Here is a 23,008-nt window from a genome sequence, read left to right as displayed (position 1 = left end):
TTTTTAATTTTGTATTCTACTAGTCACTCTACTCAGCTCCAAAGACTCATTGATGAGGTTTGTAATTCGTTCTACTTCATCATGAATAAAGAAGTGTCCTCCCTCAAAGGTAAACACACGAAATTGCTGATCCGTATGCTGCGCCCACGCCTCTGCATCTTGTAGGGTCACCGTGTTGTCAGTCAGTCCTGTCAAGGCGGTGATAGGGCAATGTAATGGCGTAGCTTTATCCATATACTTATACATCTCGACAGCTTTGAAATCTGCTCTTAATACTGGCATAAAATAGTCATACAATTCCTGATTGTCAAAAATGGCTTCCGAAAGCTGACCGTACCTTCGCAAATGTGTTCTAAACTGATCTGCTGGCAGATCATGTAACCAGGGGAGTTTTCTTGGAATATGTGGTGCTCGTCCACCCGAAACAAATAGATGAGCCGGCTTCCCATATCCTCCGGCCACCAGCTTATAATACAGCTCGAATGCAATCATTGTTCCCATACTATGACCGTATATGGCATAAGGAGCGCCAGGTACTAACTCTTGGCTGATTTGGTGCAGCAGATCCTCGCTCATCTCCTCAATGCTATCCTTTAGCGGTTCACCAGAACGAATACCTCTGCCCGCCAATTCCAAAGGGACAAGTTTAATCTGTGGAAGCAGCAGCTTTTTCCATTTGAAGCTAACTGATGCCGATCCACCAGCATACGGGATGAAAAATAATGTGATAGGTGCCATTCTTGCAACCTCCTGTCTTGCTAAATCCTAACTTTTTTATTTTAGCACAAAAAGGTATATTTACCCATTTCAAATATTTTGCAAATTTGAAAAAGAAGGTTGACGAATTCAAGCACACTTTGTTTAGGGCAGGAAGTGTCTTTCTTAAGGAAGAACTGCTGTATGTTTGAATATAATCATGTGTTGGGTCTTTTATTTTTCCAATTCGAGAGGAGTCCTGCGCCATGAAGTATGGTTACAACAATATTCCGGTTGATAACGGCGGTCGCTATTTTTACATTTATGATGATGGAGATTATTGGACTCCGGGTTGGATGCCGGTTAAAAGGGAACTGCAGCAGTATGAATGCCGTCATGGACTTGGCTATACCTCAATTATGGGCGAATGCAGAGGGATTCGGGCTACGCAACTAGCTTTTGTGCCCCTCTCCTTTGACGGCGGGGCTAACGAGTTCATGCCCTTCAAAAAAATTAGCTTCAACTTCACCACATAGTATCTTATAATACGAGAATGGCTATAGATACATTAAGTGTGGTGACATCATGAACAAGACAAAACGGCTTACTCAAACCATGGATTACAGAACAAAGCAAGCCCGCTGGGTGCGCAAAATGTTATTACTTTACTGGATGATTATAACCGTACATTTTATCGTCCAGCTGGGCAGCTACTTATTCCTTGATTATTCCGCTTCGCCTTATGAATTTTACGTTGGGGTCCTTATTGTTCCCACACTAATCATGAGTGGATCCAACTTACTTGCAGAGCTGGCTCATCTTAAATTTAACAGGTATTCTTTTGCGATTCTGTTTATGGCAAGCACCGTCATTTGTTGGATGATTATTCGCCTTAACTATGACATCCGGATTATTCCAGCGTTGTGCTTGTTGCCTATTTTCTCTTCAATCTTGTTCTTCAATCGTCGCTTAATATGGCTTTCCTTTGTATTGCAAGTGATCGTTTTCTTTCTATTGCTAGCTATAGATGGATCATTCCGCAGCTATTTGTCAGACTTTGATATCGTAGCGATTCCGACATTTTTGATTATGTCCACCTTTATTGCCCTCATTATTCAGGCCAGCGGCCGCGATTTGTTAGTGGATTTATACAAAACAAAGCGTGCCCAGCAGGAATTAATGATCAGTAACGCGATTATCAGCAAAATGTCCATGACCGATGGTTTGACGAAGCTGTACAATCATTTGTCCTTCCAAAACTTTTATGAAAAAGCACTGGAATATGCCGAACAAGGCGCGATCATCCATCTGGCGTTAGTGGATATTGATAATTTCAAGAAGATCAATGACACTTACGGACATCAGTTTGGAGATAAAATTCTGGAAGGTATCTCGCAAATTATTACAGAGCAAATTACAGCCAATGACATTCCGGCACGCTATGGCGGTGAGGAGTTCGCTATTTTAATGTTCGAGCATACTTTTGAGGAAGCTTATCAGATTGTGGAGAACATTCGGCGTGAAGTGGAGAAAATGACCTTTCAGGAGAAAATGCAAATCGTTTCTGTAACCGTAAGCATTGGATTAAAAAGTTATACCGAGGATATGAACAAAGACAAAGATGTATTTTTCCAGGAGACAGACAACTATTTGTATCAAGCCAAGCGCTCCGGTAAGAATAAAATCGTTGCTCTTAACCATATCGCTTAATGTAAAAAAATGCATGTAATGCAACTCCGGCATAGATTGTCGGAGTTTTTTGTATGTAGAAACTTAAAATTGAGAAGAGTTGACAATTTTATGGATTGCAAACTAAAATGGTTACACGCGGAATGGTTATTTACTTACGAAAAATAAGCTTTAAGGAGATGGTTCTACATGTCAACACTCGTTATTGTTGTTCATCCTGATCTTGCAGAGTCTCGCGTTAACAAAAGATGGATGCAAGAACTCAAGAAGCAATCCAGTGTGACCGTTCACAACCTGTATGAAGTATATCCGGATGAGCAAATCAACGTTGCCCATGAGCAGAAGCTGCTAGAGCAGCATGATCGTATCGTTCTGCAATTCCCTTTTTACTGGTATAGCAGTCCTCCCCTGCTGAAAAAATGGCTGGATAAGGTTTTAACCTACGGCTGGGCTTATGGAAGCGAAGGTGACAAGCTACAGGGCAAAGAGCTGTTGATCGCCTTGTCTGCTGCCAGCGTGGAGGAAAATTATCAACATGACGGACGAAACAGATATACGATCGAAGAGCTGTTGAGACCTTTTGAAGCTACAGGCCTTCTGATTGGTGTCAAATTGCTCCCTTATTTCGTGCAGTATGGTGCCGGAGTTTTGTCAGATGAGCAGTTGGAGCAATCTGCACAAAAATACGTGCAGGCGGTTATTTCTTAATTTACACAAAATACCCCTTGGAAGGTGCCCACACCTGCTTGCCCTACAGCAGACGTTGGCTCCAACCAAGGGGCTTTGCTGATAGAATTACATTTACAGCGTAACCAAGTTGCTGGTTACCTGAGCCATGCTTTCTTTAATAATATTGCAGCCCTTGCTCAAGTTCTCCATACTTATCGTTAACGCTGGCATAATTTTAAGTACCGTATCGTTACGCCCAGCTCGCTCAATAATAAGCCCCTTACTAAAGCAGAGAGTTGCAACCTCCTTGGCGAAAGCTTCTCCCAGATGGGTCACATCAATTCCCCAGATCAGTCCCAAGCCGCGGATCTCAATAAGTGGATCCATTGTTTGGATATGTTCACGCAAGAACTGCTGAACAAAAGCTTCTTTTTCCTTCACTTGGGCCTCCAACCCAACCGTGTCTCTGAACTCCAGCGCTGCCTTTGCTCCGACAAACGCTAGCTGATTTCCACGGAAGGTGCCGTTATGTTCACCAGGACTCCAAATATCCAGTTCTGGCTTAAGCAGCAACAAGGACATTGGCAGACCGTATCCACTGATCGACTTGGATAAGACAACCATATCAGGCACAATTCCTGCTCGCTCAAACGAGAAGAACGAACCAACTCGGCCGCAACCGACCTGAATATCGTCAGCAATGAGCAAAATATCATGATCATCGCAAAGCTGTCTCAAATCACGCAGCCATTCGTTATCTGCAATATTAATACCGCCTTCAGCCTGTATCGTTTCCAAAATAATCGCAGCAGGCTTCTCCACACCGGAATGAGTGTCTGTTAAAAGCTGTTCCATGTACAAAATGGTGTCCATTCCGTTAAATGTGCTGTTATAAGGTATAAAGGTAACATTATTCAGTGGGACTCCTGCGCTCTCTCGCATGGAGTTATTGCTGGTAATAGATAAACTACCGAGCGACATACCGTGGAACGCGCCCATAAAAGCAAAAACACCATTTCTTTTTTTTACCTTACGCGCAAGTTTCAGTGCTGCTTCCACCGCATTGGTTCCCGTCGGTCCGCAAAATTGAAGCTTATAATTTAAGCCCTTAGGCCGGAGAATACGCTCGGAAAAAGACTCTATAAACTCTTGCTTGGCCGTGGTGTACATATCCAGACCATGCATGATCCGATCAGAGGTTAAATAATCTAGTAACCGGTTTTTCATAAAGTCATTATTATGCCCGTAATTTAGAGCCCCTGCCCCGGCAAAAAAGTCGATATATCCCTCTCCTGCCTCCGTGTACAAAACATCGTTTTTCGCTTTGTTGAAAACAACTGGAAAACTTCTGCAATAAGACCTTACATTGGACTCCAGTGTTTCGAATGTGTTCATAATCATTCGTCCTCCCGCTGACCTGATTTTTGAAAGAATACAAGCAAGGAAAGCAAAAAAAGTGTAAATATGTAATCTAAAATGAGTAGACAGTCTGAAATCACAATGGGATATCCACACCATAAAATCATGAGCACGATCACTAGAACATATAGAGTACAAAAGAATACAGAGATGCACATTGAGAGTAGCTGAATGGAAGATTAAATAGTGGGGTTTTCTAAGAGGTCTGTCAGAGGATGTCAACTCCTATGTAATAAAATACCATAATTTTCATTAAAGTCAATGCATGTTTCTGAGATCTTTTGTTAATTTATTGTAATTTAAGGGCATTTCCTTGCAGTATATTGTTAAATAAATATGAAATATGATGTAATATAGTAATAAATCTCAAAAATAGTACATTTTCATATCAAATAGATATATATCGAGATCGTCCGACGACTGGATTTCCATAATAAAGCTGAGCTTTTGACAGACTGACCAAAGGAGTTTACTCTATCAAAAGAACTTGCTAAATTTAAAAATAGATAAGGAAACACATCATGTCTAATGTTTTGATTATTGAAGATGATAATATGCTTGGTGATACTCTCTCCTTATATTTAACAGGAGAAGGCTACGACGTTACACGTGTGGAACAAGCGACTGATGGTATTGCCCGACTCAATAGGGTGCAGCCTGATATTATTTTACTAGATCTGTTGCTTCCAGATTTGGATGGCATGAATCCCTGCCCACTGATACGCAAGCATACGGACGTGCCAATCATCGTGATTTCTACAGAAAACAACATTTCAGAGCGCATTCGTACACTTACGTTGGGAGCAGATGATTATATTTGCAAGCCTTTTAGTATGCAAGAGCTCAAAGCACGGATCGAGGCTCTTTTCCGTCGGATCAAAATCACACGCTTGCAAGGAAGAGGCAGTTCACCTGAAGCTGAACCTGAAACAGGCATTACCTTGGATCTGGCGAGAAGAATGGTTACTGTTAATGGTCAGATGGTAGAGATGACCTATTCGGAATTTGAGCTAATGAAGCTCTTTTATACGAACCGAGGAATTGTATTTAGTAGATACGCCTTGATTCAGGCTCTCCGTGGCACAGACTCCTTTATTAATGAGAGGGCAGTGGACGTACATATTAACCATTTACGCAGAAAGATCGAAAAAGACCCCAAGAAACCGCAATTGATTAAGACTATCTGGGGAATCGGCTACAAATTTATGCAATAACGCAGTTAGGTCCAGGGAACGGATGATTTAATTTGATTAATCTCCTTTTGAACCCTACTCAGTTGCTCTCTCCATTCTGGATACAGTTCTCCCCCTGAGGTTTCATTGCTGCCCTTCAATGCTTTCTCCAGCTTTATCACCTTTGCCAGCAGCTCAGTCGCACACAGATTCCCCGTCCCTCCTTTCAGCGAGTGAATTAATCGAAGAGCGGAAGATAGCTGACCATTATCCATTTTCCTCACAATTCTCTGATCAAGATACTGGTATTCCTGTATCCATTTATGTAGGGCAAATTGAAAAATATACACCTTGCCATCCATACCGGCTATCGCCTTCTCCGCGTAAATGCCATGTAATTCTTGCAGCCACGCTAAATGAATCCAGCTATTTAACTTTCTTGTTACGGACAACTCATGTACCGGCTTGAGCAGCACATCATTAATGCCTGCACGAAGACAAACCTCCTGCTCAGGCTGCACAGCATCCGCGGTAAAAGCGATAATGGGGAGTCTGTTAAAGGCCCTGTTTCTTCGAATGTGTCTGGCTGTCTCAAAACCATCCATTTCCGGCATATGCAGATCAAGCAGTACTATATCCCAGGAGCACCGCTCCAGTAACTCTATTACTTCTCTTCCATTTGTAGCTATGGTTACCTCATAACCGCGTTCTGTCAAAAACTCAGTGATCACTACTTGGCTAATCTCGTTATCCTCCGCGATAAGGATTTGATACTTTTCTATTGAGCCCCTCGCTTCATATTGCAAATTCATGGTTGTAACAGCTTCCAGACTATGATTATCTATAGACACTGGCTTTTCCCACTCGGGCCTCAAGCGGAGAACCTCCAGAAGAGCGCTCCGAGTTACAGGTTTAGACAAAAAGGCATCCACCCCATGCTCTATAGCTTCAGCAGCTACTTCTTCCAACTGGAACACGGTTGTAAGCCCAATGACCTGAGTCATTTGCTTATCCAGTATATGAAGCCACTGCCTTCGAGATTCAAGCTCTCTAAAGCCTTCCATCCCCATATCAATCATAACAAAATCAAAATGTTCACCCTTTTGAAGAGCATCTGCATATTCCTGAAAGGATGAAACGATGAGTGTTTGTAGTCCCAAATCTTGCAGTAGTTCGTTCAGGCTGTGGCTCACCAATTCATGCTGTGCAATGATTAAGGCTTTGCCGTTGACTGGTTTTTCCAGCTGTGTGCTTCTCGCATTTAAATCCCCTATTTCAAGCTTCACATTAAAGTAAAATTGACTGTACTCTCCTAAACGGCTTTTCACTTCTACGCTACCGCCCATAGCTTCAGCCAATTGCTTGCTAATAGCCAAACCCAGCCCGGAACCCCCATATCTGTGGTTAGATGTACTCACTTGCATAAAAGGGACGAATAGCTTGTCCATTCCCGTCTTAGGAATGCCTATGCCCGTATCTTCTACCATAAAAGAGACACTCACTCGTCTGTCCTGCTGGCCTACTATTTTTACCTGTAACAATACATGTCCCTGATCTGTGAACTTAATGGCGTTGGTCAGAAGATTTAAAAGTATCTGTTCCATTCGAAGCGGATCTCCCTTGAACCTTTTCGGTAGTTTCGGGTCCGTTATGAAAACGATCTCTATTTTTTTATGTTCCAGCAAAGTCCCAACGGTATCTGCGAGATGCCGAAGCATGTTTTCCAGCTCAAATTCCACATGCTCCAGCTCCAGCCTATGGGCATCCATCTTAGAAAAATCCAATACATTATTGAGCATGGATAAAAGAGTACGCGATGAGGCGAGCAGCTTATGAAGGTAATCATGTTGAACGTCAGTCAGTTGAGTCTTACTCAACAGCTTTGAGAGGCCAATGATGCCATTCAGCGACGTTCGAATTTCGTGGCTCATATGAGCAAGAAAAATGCTTTTTGCATGGTTAGATTCACTCATCTTCTTTCTTTTCTGCTCGGAAGCTCTATACTCCGTAATATCCAATACATGACCGATGACATATCTGGTGAACCCGTCGTCCCTGACAGGATGCAAGGTAATTAAAGCTGAATATTCCCAAAACTCCAATTCAAATACGGTCCGATCACCGAACCAAGCCTGTTTGTAGTATTCGGTAAGCTGCTCCAGTGTTTCAGAGGAAAGCTCCAAAATATCCCCGATACGCTTCACATGCTCCCATTTATTGAAATTGACTTGCAGATTCAGACCCATGCGCTCCAGCAATTCACCATCAAGCAGCTTATAATAAAATTCATCCCCCCTTTTCTCCAGCCTGAAGGTAAAGCCAGGTTGAACTCGAAGTAAAGTTAGCAGATCATGATTTTTGTCCAGCAAACGCTGTCCATATGTATGCTTGGTTGGGGTTAGGGTCTGTACAAACAGAGTCATGAACAATAGACCAATCCCTATTCCCAACACGCAGGTCAGCAGTGTTCTATCACTTATGCCAAAATACAAGAACAGTATTCCTGCCAGCCCATAAAAGACGCCCGTGATCGCCTGACGAATGAGCTGACGCTGAAAAATCAAAACTAACAATAATATCACGATCGTATATAGCAACAAATCTCGAACCAAATGTTCGTCCTCCTTGTAATCTCCCATACGTTGCAAGAAGCTGTATCGGAAATAAAAAAACTCAGGACAGATTCCTTATGCCATAAGGCTTAAAGAACTGTCCCGAGCATTCATTGTACTATAGATTCCTTAAGGTTCAAGCTCGTTTTAATATTTGAAACGACTGATCATCACCTTCAAGTCAGCAGCCATAGTGGATAGCAACTGAGCAGAGGCTGAAATTTCCTCCATGGAAGCCAATTGCTCTTCTGAGGAGGCTGCCACTTCTTCAGATGTGGCAGCATTACCAGTTGCAATCGTCGCCAGCTCATTGGCGGTCGCTGCAATCTCTTGTACACTGGCTGAGATTTGCTGGGCAATCGAAGCAACCTCCTCTACCTGAGGCGTGGTCTCGCGAATGCCTTCCATCGCATGATTCAGCTTCACAATGGTCGCTTTGGAAATCTGCAGTCCTTCCTTCACCTCAGTCGTAACCCTATTCATCGTCTCCACCGTAGTTTCGGTTTCATGCTGAATTTCCCCAATTAAGTTGGCAATCTGGGTGGCAGATGTCTGAGACTGTTCTGCCAGCTTGCGCACCTCATCCGCAACGATGGCAAAGCCTTTACCATGATCACCTGCTCTGGCTGCCTCAATAGCTGCATTCAAGGCCAACAGGTTCGTCTGATTGGAGATATCGCCAATGACCTTCGTAATTTCTCCAATTTCATGAGAGCGGGCTTGCAAGGTTTGAATCATCCGGTTGGAACGCTCTACTGACTGGTGAATGGAATTCATCTGCTCGCCTGTCTGCTCCACAGATTTTCGTCCTTCCTCAGCTTGCAAGGCAGATCGCTTCGCCAGATCCGCTACTGAAGTCGAGCGTTCAGCGATTCGAGTAATTCCTTGTGCTATTTCATCCAGTGCCACCGAATTATTTTCCAGTCCCATAGTCTGCTTCTCCGCACCGCTAGCAATTTCCTGCACAGCTTGGGACACCTGCTCACTTGCAGCACTGGTTTGTTCCGCGCTTATCGTCAGCTCATTCGAAGAAAGAGCGACGTGATCTGCACTGTTTCCTACGTTATGAATAACAGAGCGTAAGTTGTTCTGCATATTCTGAAAAGCTACTCCTAATTCTCCAATCTCGTCCTTGCTCATGACTTGAATGTCCTGAGTTAGATCCCCGGCGCTCACATTTTCCGCCTGTTCTTTAAGTTTTATAATCGGTTTGATGATGGAACGGATCAGAAAATAAACGATGATAGCACCAATCACAAGGCAACCAACAATGGTAAGCAAAGTGCTGATCAAAATCGGCTGAGCTGCTTCATCAACTTCAGATAAATAAAGCGTTCCGCCTATCTTCCAGCCTGTCAGCTTATTGGTAGCATAGTTCATATACTTAAGCTGACCTTCATACTCATATTCGTATTCACCAGTGTCGCTCTGAAACATGCGTGATTCAATATCTGTAATTTTGGTGCCTGCTGTCTTCGTTGGATGAACAATGTAAGTATGGTTTCTATCTAGCAATATGGCATAACCCTCATGGCCTACTTTAATATTATTCAATGTATTTTTAATACCACTGATTTTCAGGTCAATCCCAATAACACCCGATCCATCTGGTGTAGCTCTAGATACCGTAACCGTCATCTGCTTTGAGTCTGCCGAAAGATAAGGTGAACTAATCGCTGTCTTTGTATTTCCCTTTATCGCTTCATCATACCAAGGTCTGATACGAGGATCATAATTATCTGGTAATTGCTTTGGTGGATAGGTTGTAATTTTAGCTTCTTTCGTACCATAATAGATGGATTCTGCTTCTGGGTGAAGTGCAGCATATTGCTTAAACAACTCTTCTAGTTTAGCCGCTTGTTCCTCCGTCTCGAGCCGATTGCCTTTTAGTCTTTCTGCAAAATATTCTGCATCATGCAGTTTGGGTTCAATGGTACTATCAATAATAAAATTAGTACGAATGATAGCCTGTTTAGCACTTTCTTCGATCTGGTTTCGAATCTGCTGACTAGCGCTCTCAAACGACAAAGCCCCCACGATCATAGATGGTATGATCAGAAATGCAACAAAGGCCACCATTAGTTTTGCTTTAAAATTTTCGCTGAGTACCCTCGTGACCTTCCTTTTTTTTTCATAAAACTTTTTCATTACTAAACATCTCCATTTCATCGCCTGAATTTCGTAACCTATGGTGAACCGCTTCGTCTTGACGAGGATGACAGTCTCCCGACAGTTTTTCTTTCTCGTTATTTCACAATTCTTTGCTTAAATGCTTCGATATAAAAAGATATAAACACGCTAGCTGAATAGGTATATGTACTTATTTTTGAATACCGAAAGGCTGAACGGAACCGGTTCTTTGATATAATATACCTAAAAATTATTAAAAAAAATGCAATGTAGATGTTAAGAAATTGTTAGTTTCAACATACTATACCTACCTCTTTACATAAAATAATCCCCTTGAAGGTGGTACACATAGGCTCATTGATCGAAATCACCATATGCTACACCCGCAAGGGGATTAAATACGATTTATTCCATTCTATCCAGCAAAGCCTTAAAATCGTCGAGATGGGTGACCGGTGCCTGACAAGCAAAATGCTCACACACATATACGACTGGTTTGCCATTCACAAGATCGTAATCATGGATATAAGGAGCTATTTCTGCAATCTCTGGCTGTCCTTTATCCTTAAAAACAACAACCATATCCGGCCTAAAACCAGCTTGAACCACCTGAATGAACTGGGCAGTCTGCGGATCATCCCTTTGACCCACAATCACAATCTCTTTCGTCTTTCCCGTCGCATACAACAACGCGCTGAGCAGCGCTGAGTAGCCTGAGGGGTAATGAGCAACCATCCCGCCAAAAGCCTTAAACTGCTTGGCTGCATAGTCTTCCAATCGAGTTTCCCCCGTTAGCCGCGCAAGCCGCACAAAATTATGGGCCGCAATGCTGTTACCCGACGGAATCGCACCATCATAAATTTCTTTGGGTCTGGATATCAATTGTTCACTATCTGAACCGGTAAAGAATAATCCGTCCCGTTCTTCATCCCAAAACAGATCAATCATATCCTGATTAAGCGTCAGTGCCCGCCGCAGATACTGTACATCGAAGGTCGCCTGGTACAACTCAATCAAGCCCCACACATAAAAAGCATAATCATCTACATAGCCGGGGTAAGCTGCCTGACCATCCCGGTACCGTGCCAATAGGCGTCCATCCTCCCGTCTCAAATGGTTCCACAAGAACGTCTCTGCCTTTCGAGCTTGCTCAGTATATCTGGTATCTCCAAAAGCTTGCCCCGCATTGGCCAAAGCAGCAATCATCAACCCGTTCCACGAGGTCAAAATCTTGTCATCCTTCTGAGGATGAACCCGCTGCTCCCTGGCAGTAAACAGCTTGGACCGTAGCTCACTGACCCGCTGCTCCAGTTCTGACTCGGTCAAGTCATGCTTGTTCCCATAGGCTTCCAGATTGATATCAATCAGGTTTGGAATGTTGTGGCCTTCAAAATTACCGTAAGGTGTGATCCCGTACAAATCGTTGAAAAAAGCGGCGTCCTCATCGCCCAGTACAGTCTTAATCTCGGAGTCGCTCCAAACGTAAAATCTACCCTCTTCTCCTTCAGAATCCGCATCCTCTGCCGAATAAAAGGCACCTCCTGCATCCGTCATGTCTCTTGCAATATATGTAAAAATTTGTTCAGTGATTTGTCGATACAGTCTCTTGCCTGTCACCTGCCAAGCCTCTGTATACGTGATGGCCAACAAAGCGTTGTCATACAGCATTTTTTCAAAATGCGGCACCAACCATTTCTCGTCCACTGAGTACCTTGAGAATCCCATGCCTACATGGTCGTAGATTCCGCCCCGTGACATCGCATCCAGTGTCTTCTCTACCATTTCCAATGCCTTCTGATTGCCCGTATGTTGTGCATATCGCAGCAGAAAAGACAAGTTATGTGAAGAAGGAAACTTCGGTGCTTCTCCGAAGCCACCATATTCATGATCGAAGGTGTGGCTGTATTCATGGAAAGCTTTATTCAAGCACTGCTCATCCAGTTCACCGCGATAACCTGCAAGCAAGTCCTGTCGTTCATGCTCGGTAAGTACCTGCTCACTCAGCTCCATCAGCTCATCCGGCTGTTCTTTCCAGCGGATTCCCACCTTACCCAGCAACTCCAAAAGTCCGACACGCCCAAACTTCTGCTCCTTGGGCAAATACGTGCCCGCAAAAAAAGGCTTCTGATCCGGCGTCATCAAAATCGTCAGCGGCCAGCCCCCATGCCCCGTCATCGTCTCACAGATAGACATATAGATATGATCCACATCCGGACGTTCCTCTCGATCCACTTTAATGGATACGTAATCCCGGTTTAATACCTCAGCTACCTCTTCATCCTCGAAAGATTCTCTCTCCATTACATGGCACCAATGACAAGTCGAATAGCCAATCGACAAGAAAATAGGCTTGTTATCACGCTTAGCAATTTCAAAAGCCTCATCTGACCAAGGGAACCAGTTTACCGGATTGTAAGCATGTTGTAATAGGTACGGTGATTTTTCCTTAGCTAATCTATTCGGTTTGCTGCTCGTTGACATGGGGCATCACCACTTCCGTAATTGGATTTTATGCTCGGTATTATTTTACCCTAAATGGGTGGTAAAAGTCGGAAGAACAGAAAAAAGATAATGACTCTCAACCGAATCTATCAATAAATTATTTATTCAGGTCATAAGTAGGTATGAAAAAGCACCGTCGGATATTCTCCAACAGTGCTTTGTTTACTGCAATCGTACCTTATTAGCGTTTAGCATGTTACTGATTTAAATCTATATCAAATATGTTCAGGGCTTTCAGTAAGGCGTATTCACTTGTTTTGGCCCCTTCTTTTGAAAAATGCGCATCTGGAAAAGCGGGGGACATATGATGGTACCCGGGATAGACATGTAATTCCACTAAGACACCATCAAAGACCAGTTGTTTAGCAAAAGATAAGGCTTCATCAATAAATAGATCAATGGTACCTATATTTATATAAGTCGGTGGTAACCCGGCCAATGACTTTGCACGGGCTGGCACATAATACTCACTTACCTTGTTAGAACCCGGTTCAATCCCCAATACAGATTTCCAGCCAAAATAATTACTTTGTTTTGTCCAAATAAACTCTCCTGCGTATGGATGCTCTGGTGCGATACTTGTGCGGTCATCTAGCATTGGCCTCATTAATCTTAGATGATGGATTGCGAATTCCTTCTGATCACGAATGTACAAAGCTAAGCCAGCCGCCAAACCACCACCAGCGCTACTGCCCCCGACGGCAACTTTCTGAGTATCTATCCCTAACTCTTCCGCATGTTCAATACACCATTTTAGGCCCGAATAACAATCCTGTAACTGACTTGGCTGTACATGCTCTGGCGCTAGGCGATAGTACACAGATACACAACAGAAACCATGTTCTGCAGCAAGAGCTGCATTAGCAGGACGATCCACGACTGGACTTCCTAAGACCATTCCGCCTCCGTGTATGGAATAATATAGAGGCATCTTATTATGCTTTGATTGTTTGGGCTTAATGATTTCTATTTGAATATCTGGACCACTAAAACAACTTGGCACAATCTTTTTTTCTAATGTAACAGGGAATATCTGCGTTACATCTAATGGTTGCATCATTTGAGATTGGCTTTTACGTGCTTCCATTAGTGTAGATTTGGTAAGATCAGTTGTTGGTATTAAATCAACTACACTGATAATTTCTGGATCAATCAGATGTCTACTTCTACTTTTTTGTTCCCCCATGATAGTCGTTTCCCCACTTTCTTGTTTTAAAGATAATGAATCAATACATAAATTCTTTCATTTATTCAGAATCGGCACCGTCCCAAATCCGTTGATGCTGTCGTTTATATTCATATTTTAAAGATTAAAATATGCTTTATAAATGAAAACAACGAGTTAGAATCATTTTTGACATAAAACCAATAATGAAAAAATGAGGTGCAATCCAATCTTTTGCCAAACAAAAAAACGTGACCGGATTGGTTTTTCACCGCGATCATCCGGTCACGCCCTCAGCTCACCATGTCAGGAGCCAAAATTAAATTTATTGACGCGAGTATAGCACCACGCCACTTTGCAAATAGGTATTTTTTATGTCCACTTCATGGGGTATCGATCGATATTCGCTGGCGTATCCCCCTACTTTTTATGTGAATACACAATTTTCTTAATGGTTTCGGTAGAGAGAAAAAACTCCTTAGCTAATTGCTCAATACTGCTACGATTTTGAAAAGCTTTTCTGATCGCGGCATTTCGCTGTTCAAGCAACCTTCTCCCGCCGCTCAAACTGCCCCAATCCATATATTCCGTTTTTGGCTTAGGAATATACAGAGTCTCTCCTTGAACATATTTTTGAATTTCCGTAATTAGTTTTTGAGGTAAAACTTTTGTAGCATTCGTATATCTCAATTTTACTCGCTCCTTATTTTGATTCTTTAAAATAAGGTGCAAAGCCAAAAATATTAAAAAAGCTTGTTCAGCGTTAAAAAATTGTTTCGCCCCATACAAAGTAACGCTTTCCTAATAATTGGCTTTGCATGAGTGTAAGAAGTCACAGACAATCCCAATAGATTCTCCATCAGTAGGCACCCCCTTTTACTTCGCAAGTATAGCATAACTTCTACTCCCCTGAGACCAGCTAAATAATAGTTTGTTTGCTCGACTCTTGTTATTTGCAAGCCGATGTTTTATATTGACATAAGAGTAGGTCAAAAATAAAAGAGGTGAACGGACGAGATGTCTCCACGAACGAAGGAACAAAATGAAGAGATCCGGCTGCGGCGTCTGGCGCAAATCCGGAAAGCCGCTGCCGATGTGTTTTTGAATAAAGGGCCTTTACTGGAAATCCGTGATGTGGCCGTGCAGGCGGGACTCGGCTATGGCACGGTATACCATTATTACAGCAATAAGGGCAATTTGCTCCATGATCTGCTATGGGACGCCTTGGAGCGGACCAGGGGATGGCTGGATGCCCCGCAAGAGACTCCGCTGGAGGCTCAACTGAAGGCCCCAGGCGCTTCGGCTTCGGAGGAGACGCCGACGGGCAGGCATTTCGGCTTGGCTACGGCGGCGGACACCGGAAACTCGACTGCCACGGATTCCCAAAGTGGAAGCCGCGACACGGCCGCTGCCGCAGAGCTTGGCCCCGTCGCCGCCGCTGGCGTCCGGCTGCTGCAGCTTTGGGCGGGGGACCACGCCCTGTACCTGCTGCATAAGCTGGCCGGTGAGGGCTTTGCCTCGCTGCCTGAAGCGCGCTCGGCCCCGCTCTCAACCGCCTTTCGCCAGGAAGTGCTCGCGCCGCTTGCCGTGCTGCTGGAAACCGATCGTACGGCGGACGGGACTGCCGCTTCAGGCGGAAACGCGACAGAACCACCGTATCAACTACACCGCGCGGAAATGCTGCTGGCCGCCTTGGTCGGCTGCGCCTCGCTTTCGCTTCGCCGCGGAAAGCTGCACGAAGAGGCCTGGGATATCGTCCGGTTTTTAAAATTATAGAATGGATAAGGAGCGAACAAGCAAGATGATCATTTTAAAATCACCTAGAGAAATCGAAGAAATGAGACCGGCGAGCCAGATCGTTGCGGACTGCTACCGCGAGGTGGTCAAACTGATCCAGCCTGGAATCACCACCCGGGAAATCAATGACTTTGTTGCCAGACACATCACTAAACTGGGCGGCAAGCAGTTTACGAAAGGGTACAACGGTTTCCCTGCCGAAACCTGCATTTCGGTCAACGATGTGGTCGCCCACGGCATTCCTTCGAACCAGGCGCTTATAGACGGCGACTTGTTGAAGCTCGACATCGTTGTGGAATACGGCGGATGGTTCGGCGATTCGTGCTGGTGCTATGCGGTGGGCAATATCCGGCCGGAGGCGCAAAAATTAATGAAGGTGGCAAAGGAATGCTTAGATTTGGGGATCGCCCGTGCGCTCCCCGGGGGCCGGCTCGGCGACATAACGTCGGCGATTCAACAGCATGCGGAAGCAAACGGCTTTTCGGTCGTACGCGATCTGCTGGCGCACGGGATCGGGCGGAACCTGCACGAGGAGCCGAGCTACGAGCATATCGGCGTAGCTGGCAAAGGTATTCGGTTAAAGGAAGGCATGGTGTTTACGATTGAACCGATGATCAACGAAGGTACGTTCCGTATCACGATCGACGACGATCAGTGGACGGCGAGAACCGCTGACGGCAAGCTGTCGGCGCAATATGAGCATACGATCGCAGTTACACAGGACGGCCCACTGATTTTAACGGCCCAGTAAGAATAAAGCCGAACAGTCGGGAATACGTCATTTTAGGAAATAAGTCGCCAACCCCGCCTGCTCGGCCTGATGAAAGTTCGTTATCCGAAACGCGAAAAAGCGCTGGTCCAGCTTGGGATCAGCGCTTTTTTTACATGGTTTGTAACTTTACAAATTTACGAAAAACCACATTGCTATGCGTTTTTTTAATTACATTATTTTTAATCAATCTACTAGTTGTTACGGATTTACACTCTCTGCTTGGCTAGTCTGTCTTGCGTGTATTTTTTTCATTGCAAATCTTGCTATGGGCTGAGCAACCAATAGCTCAATCCAAAATGCTACACCAAAATTTCTAAACCAACTGTGAAAGAAGTTCTGAAAAGGTTCTAGGCTTATTTGTTTCGTACCCACCCAAGTTCCTATAATGGTTAGAAGAATAGATAAGACCGTGACATTCAATAAAGTATTCAATAATACTCTAGCATTAAATCCATCTGTTTGTCCTACGAGTTTTGGTAACACTTTACCCACTAATGGTCCAGCAACCAATCTTACTAACAAAACAACGATAATCCACATAAACGGAATAATCTTTAGCGTAAATAATTTTCTTTACTAAAGCCGCGTTCCAACGGTTAGAACACACTGAGTCGAGCTAATAGTGTAAAATATAATCAACTATAAAACTCATAAGGAGCGTTATGAACTAGATGAACAATTTTCTGAATGAATTTGAGGAAAGATTTAGGAAAGGATTTCTCGATGATCTTAAGAGCATACTGGAAGAAGTGAAAAATGAGAAGGTTTACGCCTGTGCTTTTGGAACAGACAGCGATTTTGTCACCTTGTTTCTAGCTGTTAATACGGAGGAATCACTTGTTAGACATATCACAAACATGAAAGCCGAAGGCCTGTGCAACAGCAAGGAAGATGAAAATTATTATAGATGGGGATTAAGCGAATATCAATATGGCGATACAACACACCTCAATCATATTAGCAAATTTCTGTATGCAACTGACAATGTGCTTGAATATAAAGATGAAATGATAAAAATTATAGCCAAGGTAGTTAAGGAAACAGACGATGTACTTTTCACTCAATTTGGTCAATCCAAAGAAGATATTATTTTTTTCGTGTCCATGACAGATGATGATATGGCCGAGGAACTGGAAGATCAGTCTGTAATTCAGATGACAAATGCCAAATTAGTTGATGGTTTCTTGCATCGTTATCAATAGAAGTTATTTGAAGCAACTCACGAACAGGCATCTCCTCCCTTTTTTCTGTTCACCAATTAAAATGGGAAGCAGTAAGATCAACTCCTTGCTTCCCATGATACTTATTTTGCGGTTACATGTTCTTTCAACCACTGTCTATAGAACTGTAGTTGCTCTTTCGTGTGAAAATAATGCTCTCCATGTTCCATCACTTTTAGCTGACAATGAAATCGGCTTGCAAACGTAGATATTATATCGTATTCACACAAGTCATCTTCAGAGCCATAAAGAATGGCAGTTGGCTTATTCCATGTATCAATTGGATGTGATTTAACATAGCAATAATAATCCCAATAAAGTGTTTACCCAATGGGGGTAGATATTTCTCTTTCAACTTTCAATCTATCCTCACTTACACTGAACCATGTCATCATATTCTTGATTATTCTCTCCATATCTAGCACTGGAGAAAGAAACAGGCATTGTCTAAGTGGGAAATGATTATAAGCAAGCAAACTAAAATAGGCACCCATGCTGCAAGCAAAAATACTAATGTCATCCCATTGCTTTTGTGTGTAACGCATGATGAGTTCAAGATCATGAACACAATTTTGTACTTTACAGACGTACGCTTCTTCTTTGCGGTCACCATGTTCAGGCAAATCAAAACTGATGACTTGATACCCCTGTGATGTTGCTTCTTCTGCAAATATAACGATCACATCATCCGCCTTGTGTGACATATTACCGTGGATAGCTATAAATATCTTATCCGATTCACAGCCCCATAAAATTGCCGGAACACCCTCTATTTTCAATTTTTGCCTTATCATTACTTTATCCTCGCTTAAAACAGCCTATTGTATGTTGCCTTCCTGGTCAAAAAACAAACTACGCCGCCATCATACTTATTGTATGGGATTCAACTCGTTTTTCTGAGGTGTGACTCCAGAGCAGCTTATTATTGACGATACCGATCATCACATCTGGCTCCATGACATCCTGATAAGAGAGCATAACCGATGTTGCAATATCCCCCATCTGATATGCAGCCGTCAACGCTCTTAGAAAACTTTTCGATTTTTCACTTTCCGGTAAGGATAATTCTCCTTTGAGGAGTTCCTCCTGAACTGCTCCTAGCGATTTTCGCGCCCGATGAAGTGCAACTTTTACCGCTCCCTCTGTTGTACCCAGTATGTCGGATGTTTCATTAATCGAATATCCGAACACATCTCGCAGCAAAAAGACAGTTCTCTGAAGCGGTGATAGATGATTCATTAAAGACTGCAACGCTATCTCAATTTCAAAAGTTCCATGATCCGGTTCAGTCACTTTCGCTTGTTCCCTGTTCAATATCCGAGTAAAGACTGCTTTTCTCCGTATCTCATCAATCCAGGTGTTTTTAGCAATCCGCAGCAAAAGCGCTTTGGGATTTGTATGTTCGAAATTATTTAACTTTCCTAATGCTTTTACCCAAGTATCCTGAGCCAATTCTTCCGCATCCCAATTTGATTTAGTAAGCGACAGACAGTAACGCTTCAGGACCGCCTGTAATTCGTCAAAGTTGTGGATGTTCACTGAATTGTCTGTCATCTGTATAGAATCATCTATGTTCATAGGCCTTCTCCTCCACAGTCATATTCTGCCCTCTGCTAAAGCAAAACCATTTGCTACCTTCATTGTAAACGAATTAGGGGCTGTAGAAGTTACACCATATACGCAAATCGTTTTTCTAATAAAAACTCCGTATCTTTTTACGGTCTGGGTTCGTTTACAAGGAGAAATCAACTGAACCAAGAAAATGGGGGTATACAAAATGAGTGTTTATATTCCTTATGTTGTTGAGCAAACCGCTCAAGGTGAAAGATCGTACGATATCTATTCCAGACTGTTAAAGGATCGTATTGTGTTTGTAGGAGCAGCCATCGACGATCAATTGGCTAACAGTATTATTGCTCAATTATTGTTCCTAGCGGCAGAAGATCCGGAAAAGGAAATTCACATGTACATCAACAGCCCGGGCGGCTCTACTTCCGCAGGATTTGCCATTTATGATACGATGCAGTACATCAAACCTGATGTTCACACGATATGTACGGGATTTGCTGCTTCGTTTGGCGCGATCCTTTTACTAGCGGGCGCCAAAGGGAAACGTTCGGCACTGCCGAACAGTGAGATTATGATCCATCAGCCGCACGGCGGTGCACAAGGGCAGGCCAGCGATATTGCGATCAGCGCAAACCGGATTTTATTAACTCGAGAAAAGGCAAACCGTATCACAGCTGAACGGACCGGGCAACCTTTGGAAAAAGTCGAAAAAGATATGGACCGGGATTTTTTCATGTCTGCTCAGGAAGCACTCGAATATGGCATTATCGATCAAGTGATAACTTCTTTATAGAGTATGCACAAGACGACTTTATGCTTTCCCTGCTCCGGCCAAGAAACTACAAAAAAACACGAGGTGATATCATGTTAGCAAGCTTGCAAGGCAAGGAAGTAACTATTCATTTCATTGACGGAACATGTGCAAGCGAAGGGGTATTGGACCAGATTGACGACAAGTATGTTAAATACCTTACGCAATATCAGACGCTTGTTATTCCAATTACGTCCATTCGCACCGTATCCATAGACATTAAAGAAAAACAATCCAACAGAGTTGGATTTGCCCCATAATCTACTATAGTATCACAGGTCATCGCCGATCTCACAAGCTCCCACCACCCTTTCATGACTTATGAATCGGCGAGCCACTTGGTGAAAATTTCATTTTTACGGAGGCATCATTTATGGAAGTTTCAAAGGGAGTGGAAATGCTTCAACTAGATTTTCATGGGAACAGGATTCATCCCATTCTGTTGCAGGATCGAGAAATGGCAGTGTTAGTAGATACAGGATTTCCAGGACAAATTGAAGATTTACGCATGGCTATGGAAAAGGTAGGCGTGTCGTTCGACAAACTAAAAGCTGTGATTCTGACACATCAGGATGTCGATCATATAGGTTGTCTTCCTGAGATTTTGCAGGAATGTGGCAACAATATTACAGTATATGCGCATGAGCTGGATAAGCCGTATATTCAAGGGGAACTCCCTCTTTTAAAAGATGGTCACCTTGAGAATCCGCCGAAGGGCAGAGTGGACAATACCTTAATAGATGGTCAGGAACTGCCGTTTTGCGGAACAATTCGAGTCATCCATACGCCTGGGCATACCCCTGGTCATATCAGCCTTTATTTAGAGCAAAGTAAGATTCTCATTGCCGGGGATTCGATGTACAGTGAAAACGGGATTCTCAGGGGAATTCATGCTCCGACTACACCGGATATGAGTGAAGCTCGTATCTCATTGAAAAAGTATTTGGATCTCGATGTTGCATCGGTGATTTGTTATCACGGGGGATTAAGTAATGGAGATATACATGATCAGATATTAGGACTTAGCAAAGGATTATAAAATTTACTTTTAGCTACGATATCAAAACCGGATTCCCTTGTAGATCAAAGGGTCCGGTTTTTTCCGTTACGTGAGATGTCTCCATGTATCGACTAGCGTAAAATTCAATAATAATTAATGATTGCTGCTTCCGTTGGCGGTGAACAATATTATTAAGCAAATTCATATGGTTTAATTCTTTCTAGATCTTTCATAATACAATAAATTGATTAACCCTCGAAACTGTAAATACAAGACCCCACTTTAACAAGATTAAAAGATACTGATTTTCCAATGCATATGCCAATATTTTTCTTCTCAGCTATTGAAGTTAAAATTTGAACTGAGCTAACGCTTAATACTTTCTCATCTTGATCTGAATTTTTAATAAGAATTTTATCTCCTATGATTTTTTTATTTCCGAGTAGGTTAAATGATCCAATTCTTTGTTTGTTCCTACTATGAGAGACGTATTTCGGCTAGTTACTCAAATGATTTGAGTTGTTATTGGCATACTAAACATCTACTATAAATAGATTTCATAGCTAAATATTAGTATTACGCCCATCAATCTTTATCAAATAGAAGTTTATTTTTTGAAAGTTGGATTACAGAATGTGTAAACAAACTTTCTCATCTATAAAGAAAGCCATCTGTCTACACGTATTTCCCAAGCCTCGTACTACACCTATGTAATAAAAAAAGTAACTCCTAATGTGAGAGCTACTTTAAAAAGCTTAAATGGCATTGCCATTTGTTTCTACGATTCTTGTAAAGATAGTTTATATAATTCACTTACGATTCAATAGTCGTTTTTTCTACGAAGTTTCCATTCTCTTTAATAATCATCCTTGCCAACCTTCGTCCCGCTCTCTTAAAGAAAAATTCTCAGCATAATTCTCTGAAACTATCGGTGAAATTTGGTTTATGACCTCATTCTTTTTGTCATATTCTATTTTCCTCATTACATCCTCACTCGGTCCATAACTATATACAACTCTTTCCTCGTCTTCGTAATCTACTTTTAGGTTTGGTTCGTACGCTTGGGTACCATTTTCCATAATATAAATTCTCCAAGATGCTCATTGTATTCATCTTCTCCCTTCTGTTCTGATAAAGACTTTGTATGACTTTTTAGCGAATATATCACTAGGGAAATTAAAAAGCCCTATCCCGTAGGATAGAGCTCTACATTTCTAATGACAACTTTGCAAAGTTGCATTGTCTACTCTAATTATCTGATCTAATTGTTCGGCTGATTAAACTAATTTGGTATCAAAGTGTATCGAAATTGAATTGATAATTAAATCCCAGTCGTCATATAGTGAATCTCATGCCCGGCACCTTTCAATTGCCCCTGGCTTAGGCAGACAGAATTTACTGATCTACTCGGTGGCTAGTTTAAGATATTTTGTTGCAAGAAATTCAGAAAATTCTTTTGCATGGAGCCAAGCGGAAGAATTTTTCTCATTATACTGAACCTCCAATGCTGCCCATTGATGTTAAATGACCATATTACAGAAGACAGGAGTCCAGAGTGATATTTTTGCTCTTGTAAATCAGCTACTTCAAATTCAACTTTTTGTACTACTTTAGTGGAAAATAGATTGAGGAAAAGCATAATAATCCGATCATTATTTAGAAGTAATATAGCTCGACTTGTATAAGCCGAAAAGCTTTGTGGAGTTGAATAGCAGATAAGCATGTCAGATTCTCTATGAGGTTCTGCTAGCTTATCGATCGATTTTTTTGTAATGAATAGCATGA

General features: G+C 42.6%; 20 protein-coding genes and 2 pseudogenes. 10 read left to right on the top strand and 12 right to left on the bottom strand.

Annotated features, from left to right (window positions below):
* Positions 1 to 3 precede the first annotated feature (3 nt).
* Entirely contained in the window at positions 4 to 738 is a 735-nt protein-coding gene (locus ACN6NF_RS11620; protein ID WP_474317811.1) for a thioesterase II family protein, read from the bottom strand.
* 227 nt (positions 739 to 965) lie between these two features.
* Here ACN6NF_RS11620 and ACN6NF_RS11615 point away from each other — a divergent pair.
* From ACN6NF_RS11615 to ACN6NF_RS11605, 3 genes and pseudogenes are all read left to right on the top strand, one after another.
* Positions 966 to 1,178, top strand: a pseudogene (locus tag ACN6NF_RS11615) (cellobiose phosphorylase); the annotation flags it as partial.
* A 103-nt stretch (positions 1,179 to 1,281) separates the two neighbouring features.
* Positions 1,282 to 2,406, top strand: a complete 1,125-nt coding sequence (locus tag ACN6NF_RS11610) for a GGDEF domain-containing protein (protein ID WP_474317810.1) — start codon at positions 1,282 to 1,284, stop codon at positions 2,404 to 2,406.
* 168 nt (positions 2,407 to 2,574) lie between these two features.
* Positions 2,575 to 3,093 carry an NAD(P)H-dependent oxidoreductase gene (locus tag ACN6NF_RS11605; RefSeq protein WP_474317808.1) on the top strand — a complete coding sequence of 173 codons (519 nt, stop codon included), beginning with the start codon at positions 2,575 to 2,577 and terminating at the stop codon, positions 3,091 to 3,093.
* 93 nt (positions 3,094 to 3,186) lie between these two features.
* On the opposite strand, the gene ectB is transcribed toward ACN6NF_RS11605, so the two are convergent.
* Positions 3,187 to 4,449, bottom strand: coding sequence for a diaminobutyrate--2-oxoglutarate transaminase (ectB, locus tag ACN6NF_RS11600; protein ID WP_017428553.1), 1,263 nt, complete (start codon positions 4,447 to 4,449; stop codon positions 3,187 to 3,189).
* Between the two features lie 545 nt (positions 4,450 to 4,994).
* On the opposite strand from ectB, the gene ACN6NF_RS11595 reads away from it, so the two are divergent.
* On the top strand, positions 4,995 to 5,687 hold the full coding sequence (locus ACN6NF_RS11595) for a response regulator transcription factor (RefSeq protein WP_474317807.1): 693 nt from the start codon (positions 4,995 to 4,997) through the stop codon (positions 5,685 to 5,687).
* Between the two features lie 5 nt (positions 5,688 to 5,692).
* Here the strand turns inward: ACN6NF_RS11595 and ACN6NF_RS11590 are convergent, their stop codons facing one another.
* From ACN6NF_RS11590 to ACN6NF_RS11570, 5 genes are all read right to left on the bottom strand, one after another.
* A complete protein-coding gene (locus ACN6NF_RS11590; protein WP_474317805.1) occupies positions 5,693 to 8,257 on the bottom strand; it encodes a response regulator in 2,565 nt (854 codons plus the stop codon).
* 147 nt (positions 8,258 to 8,404) lie between these two features.
* On the bottom strand, positions 8,405 to 10,405 hold the full coding sequence (locus ACN6NF_RS11585) for a methyl-accepting chemotaxis protein (protein ID WP_474317803.1): 2,001 nt from the start codon (positions 10,403 to 10,405) through the stop codon (positions 8,405 to 8,407).
* Between the two features lie 387 nt (positions 10,406 to 10,792).
* The gene (locus ACN6NF_RS11580; protein ID WP_474317801.1) at positions 10,793 to 12,868 is read right to left on the bottom strand and encodes a thioredoxin domain-containing protein; all 2,076 of its coding nucleotides are present in this window, start codon (positions 12,866 to 12,868) and stop codon (positions 10,793 to 10,795) included.
* Between the two features lie 217 nt (positions 12,869 to 13,085).
* A complete protein-coding gene (locus ACN6NF_RS11575; protein WP_474317799.1) occupies positions 13,086 to 14,075 on the bottom strand; it encodes an alpha/beta hydrolase fold domain-containing protein in 990 nt (329 codons plus the stop codon).
* 399 nt (positions 14,076 to 14,474) lie between these two features.
* Entirely contained in the window at positions 14,475 to 14,744 is a 270-nt protein-coding gene (locus ACN6NF_RS11570) for a CD3324 family protein (protein WP_474317842.1), read from the bottom strand.
* A gap of 327 nt (positions 14,745 to 15,071) precedes the next feature.
* On the opposite strand from ACN6NF_RS11570, the gene ACN6NF_RS11565 reads away from it, so the two are divergent.
* Both ACN6NF_RS11565 and map read left to right on the top strand, forming a co-directional pair.
* Positions 15,072 to 15,830, top strand: a complete 759-nt coding sequence (locus ACN6NF_RS11565) for a TetR/AcrR family transcriptional regulator (RefSeq protein ID WP_474317798.1) — start codon at positions 15,072 to 15,074, stop codon at positions 15,828 to 15,830.
* A gap of 25 nt (positions 15,831 to 15,855) precedes the next feature.
* The gene (gene map / locus ACN6NF_RS11560) at positions 15,856 to 16,602 is read left to right on the top strand and encodes a type I methionyl aminopeptidase (protein ID WP_474317796.1); all 747 of its coding nucleotides are present in this window, start codon (positions 15,856 to 15,858) and stop codon (positions 16,600 to 16,602) included.
* 219 nt (positions 16,603 to 16,821) lie between these two features.
* On the opposite strand, the gene ACN6NF_RS11555 is transcribed toward map, so the two are convergent.
* Positions 16,822 to 17,163, bottom strand: a complete 342-nt coding sequence (locus ACN6NF_RS11555) for a DUF2798 domain-containing protein (RefSeq protein ID WP_474317794.1) — start codon at positions 17,161 to 17,163, stop codon at positions 16,822 to 16,824.
* A gap of 131 nt (positions 17,164 to 17,294) precedes the next feature.
* Between ACN6NF_RS11555 and ACN6NF_RS11550 the strand changes: the two genes are divergently transcribed.
* Positions 17,295 to 17,825 carry a DUF4303 domain-containing protein gene (locus ACN6NF_RS11550; protein WP_474317793.1) on the top strand — a complete coding sequence of 177 codons (531 nt, stop codon included), beginning with the start codon at positions 17,295 to 17,297 and terminating at the stop codon, positions 17,823 to 17,825.
* 101 nt (positions 17,826 to 17,926) lie between these two features.
* On the opposite strand, the pseudogene ACN6NF_RS11545 reads toward ACN6NF_RS11550, so the two are convergent.
* Positions 17,927 to 18,637 (bottom strand): annotated as a pseudogene (locus tag ACN6NF_RS11545) (alpha/beta hydrolase).
* Positions 18,638 to 18,695: 58 nt separating this feature from the next.
* Positions 18,696 to 19,421, bottom strand: coding sequence for an RNA polymerase sigma factor (locus ACN6NF_RS11540; RefSeq protein ID WP_474317792.1), 726 nt, complete (start codon positions 19,419 to 19,421; stop codon positions 18,696 to 18,698).
* A 199-nt stretch (positions 19,422 to 19,620) separates the two neighbouring features.
* Between ACN6NF_RS11540 and clpP the strand changes: the two genes are divergently transcribed.
* From clpP to ACN6NF_RS11525, 3 genes are all read left to right on the top strand, one after another.
* Positions 19,621 to 20,205, top strand: a complete 585-nt coding sequence (clpP, locus tag ACN6NF_RS11535) for an ATP-dependent Clp endopeptidase proteolytic subunit ClpP (RefSeq protein ID WP_474317790.1) — start codon at positions 19,621 to 19,623, stop codon at positions 20,203 to 20,205.
* 71 nt (positions 20,206 to 20,276) lie between these two features.
* Positions 20,277 to 20,483, top strand: coding sequence for a hypothetical protein (locus ACN6NF_RS11530; RefSeq protein ID WP_474317789.1), 207 nt, complete (start codon positions 20,277 to 20,279; stop codon positions 20,481 to 20,483).
* 113 nt (positions 20,484 to 20,596) lie between these two features.
* The gene (locus ACN6NF_RS11525) at positions 20,597 to 21,262 is read left to right on the top strand and encodes an MBL fold metallo-hydrolase (protein ID WP_474317787.1); all 666 of its coding nucleotides are present in this window, start codon (positions 20,597 to 20,599) and stop codon (positions 21,260 to 21,262) included.
* Between the two features lie 824 nt (positions 21,263 to 22,086).
* Here the strand turns inward: ACN6NF_RS11525 and ACN6NF_RS11520 are convergent.
* Both ACN6NF_RS11520 and ACN6NF_RS11515 read right to left on the bottom strand, forming a co-directional pair.
* Positions 22,087 to 22,302, bottom strand: coding sequence for a hypothetical protein (locus ACN6NF_RS11520; RefSeq protein ID WP_474317786.1), 216 nt, complete (start codon positions 22,300 to 22,302; stop codon positions 22,087 to 22,089).
* 335 nt (positions 22,303 to 22,637) lie between these two features.
* Positions 22,638 to 23,006, bottom strand: a complete 369-nt coding sequence (locus ACN6NF_RS11515; RefSeq protein ID WP_474317785.1) for a hypothetical protein — start codon at positions 23,004 to 23,006, stop codon at positions 22,638 to 22,640.
* Between the last annotated feature and the right edge of the window lie 2 nt (positions 23,007 to 23,008).

This window comes from Paenibacillus sp. TSM33, assembly GCF_056099025.1.
Note: the sequence above shows the minus strand (reverse complement) of the source record. Positions and strands in the feature narration are given on the sequence as shown.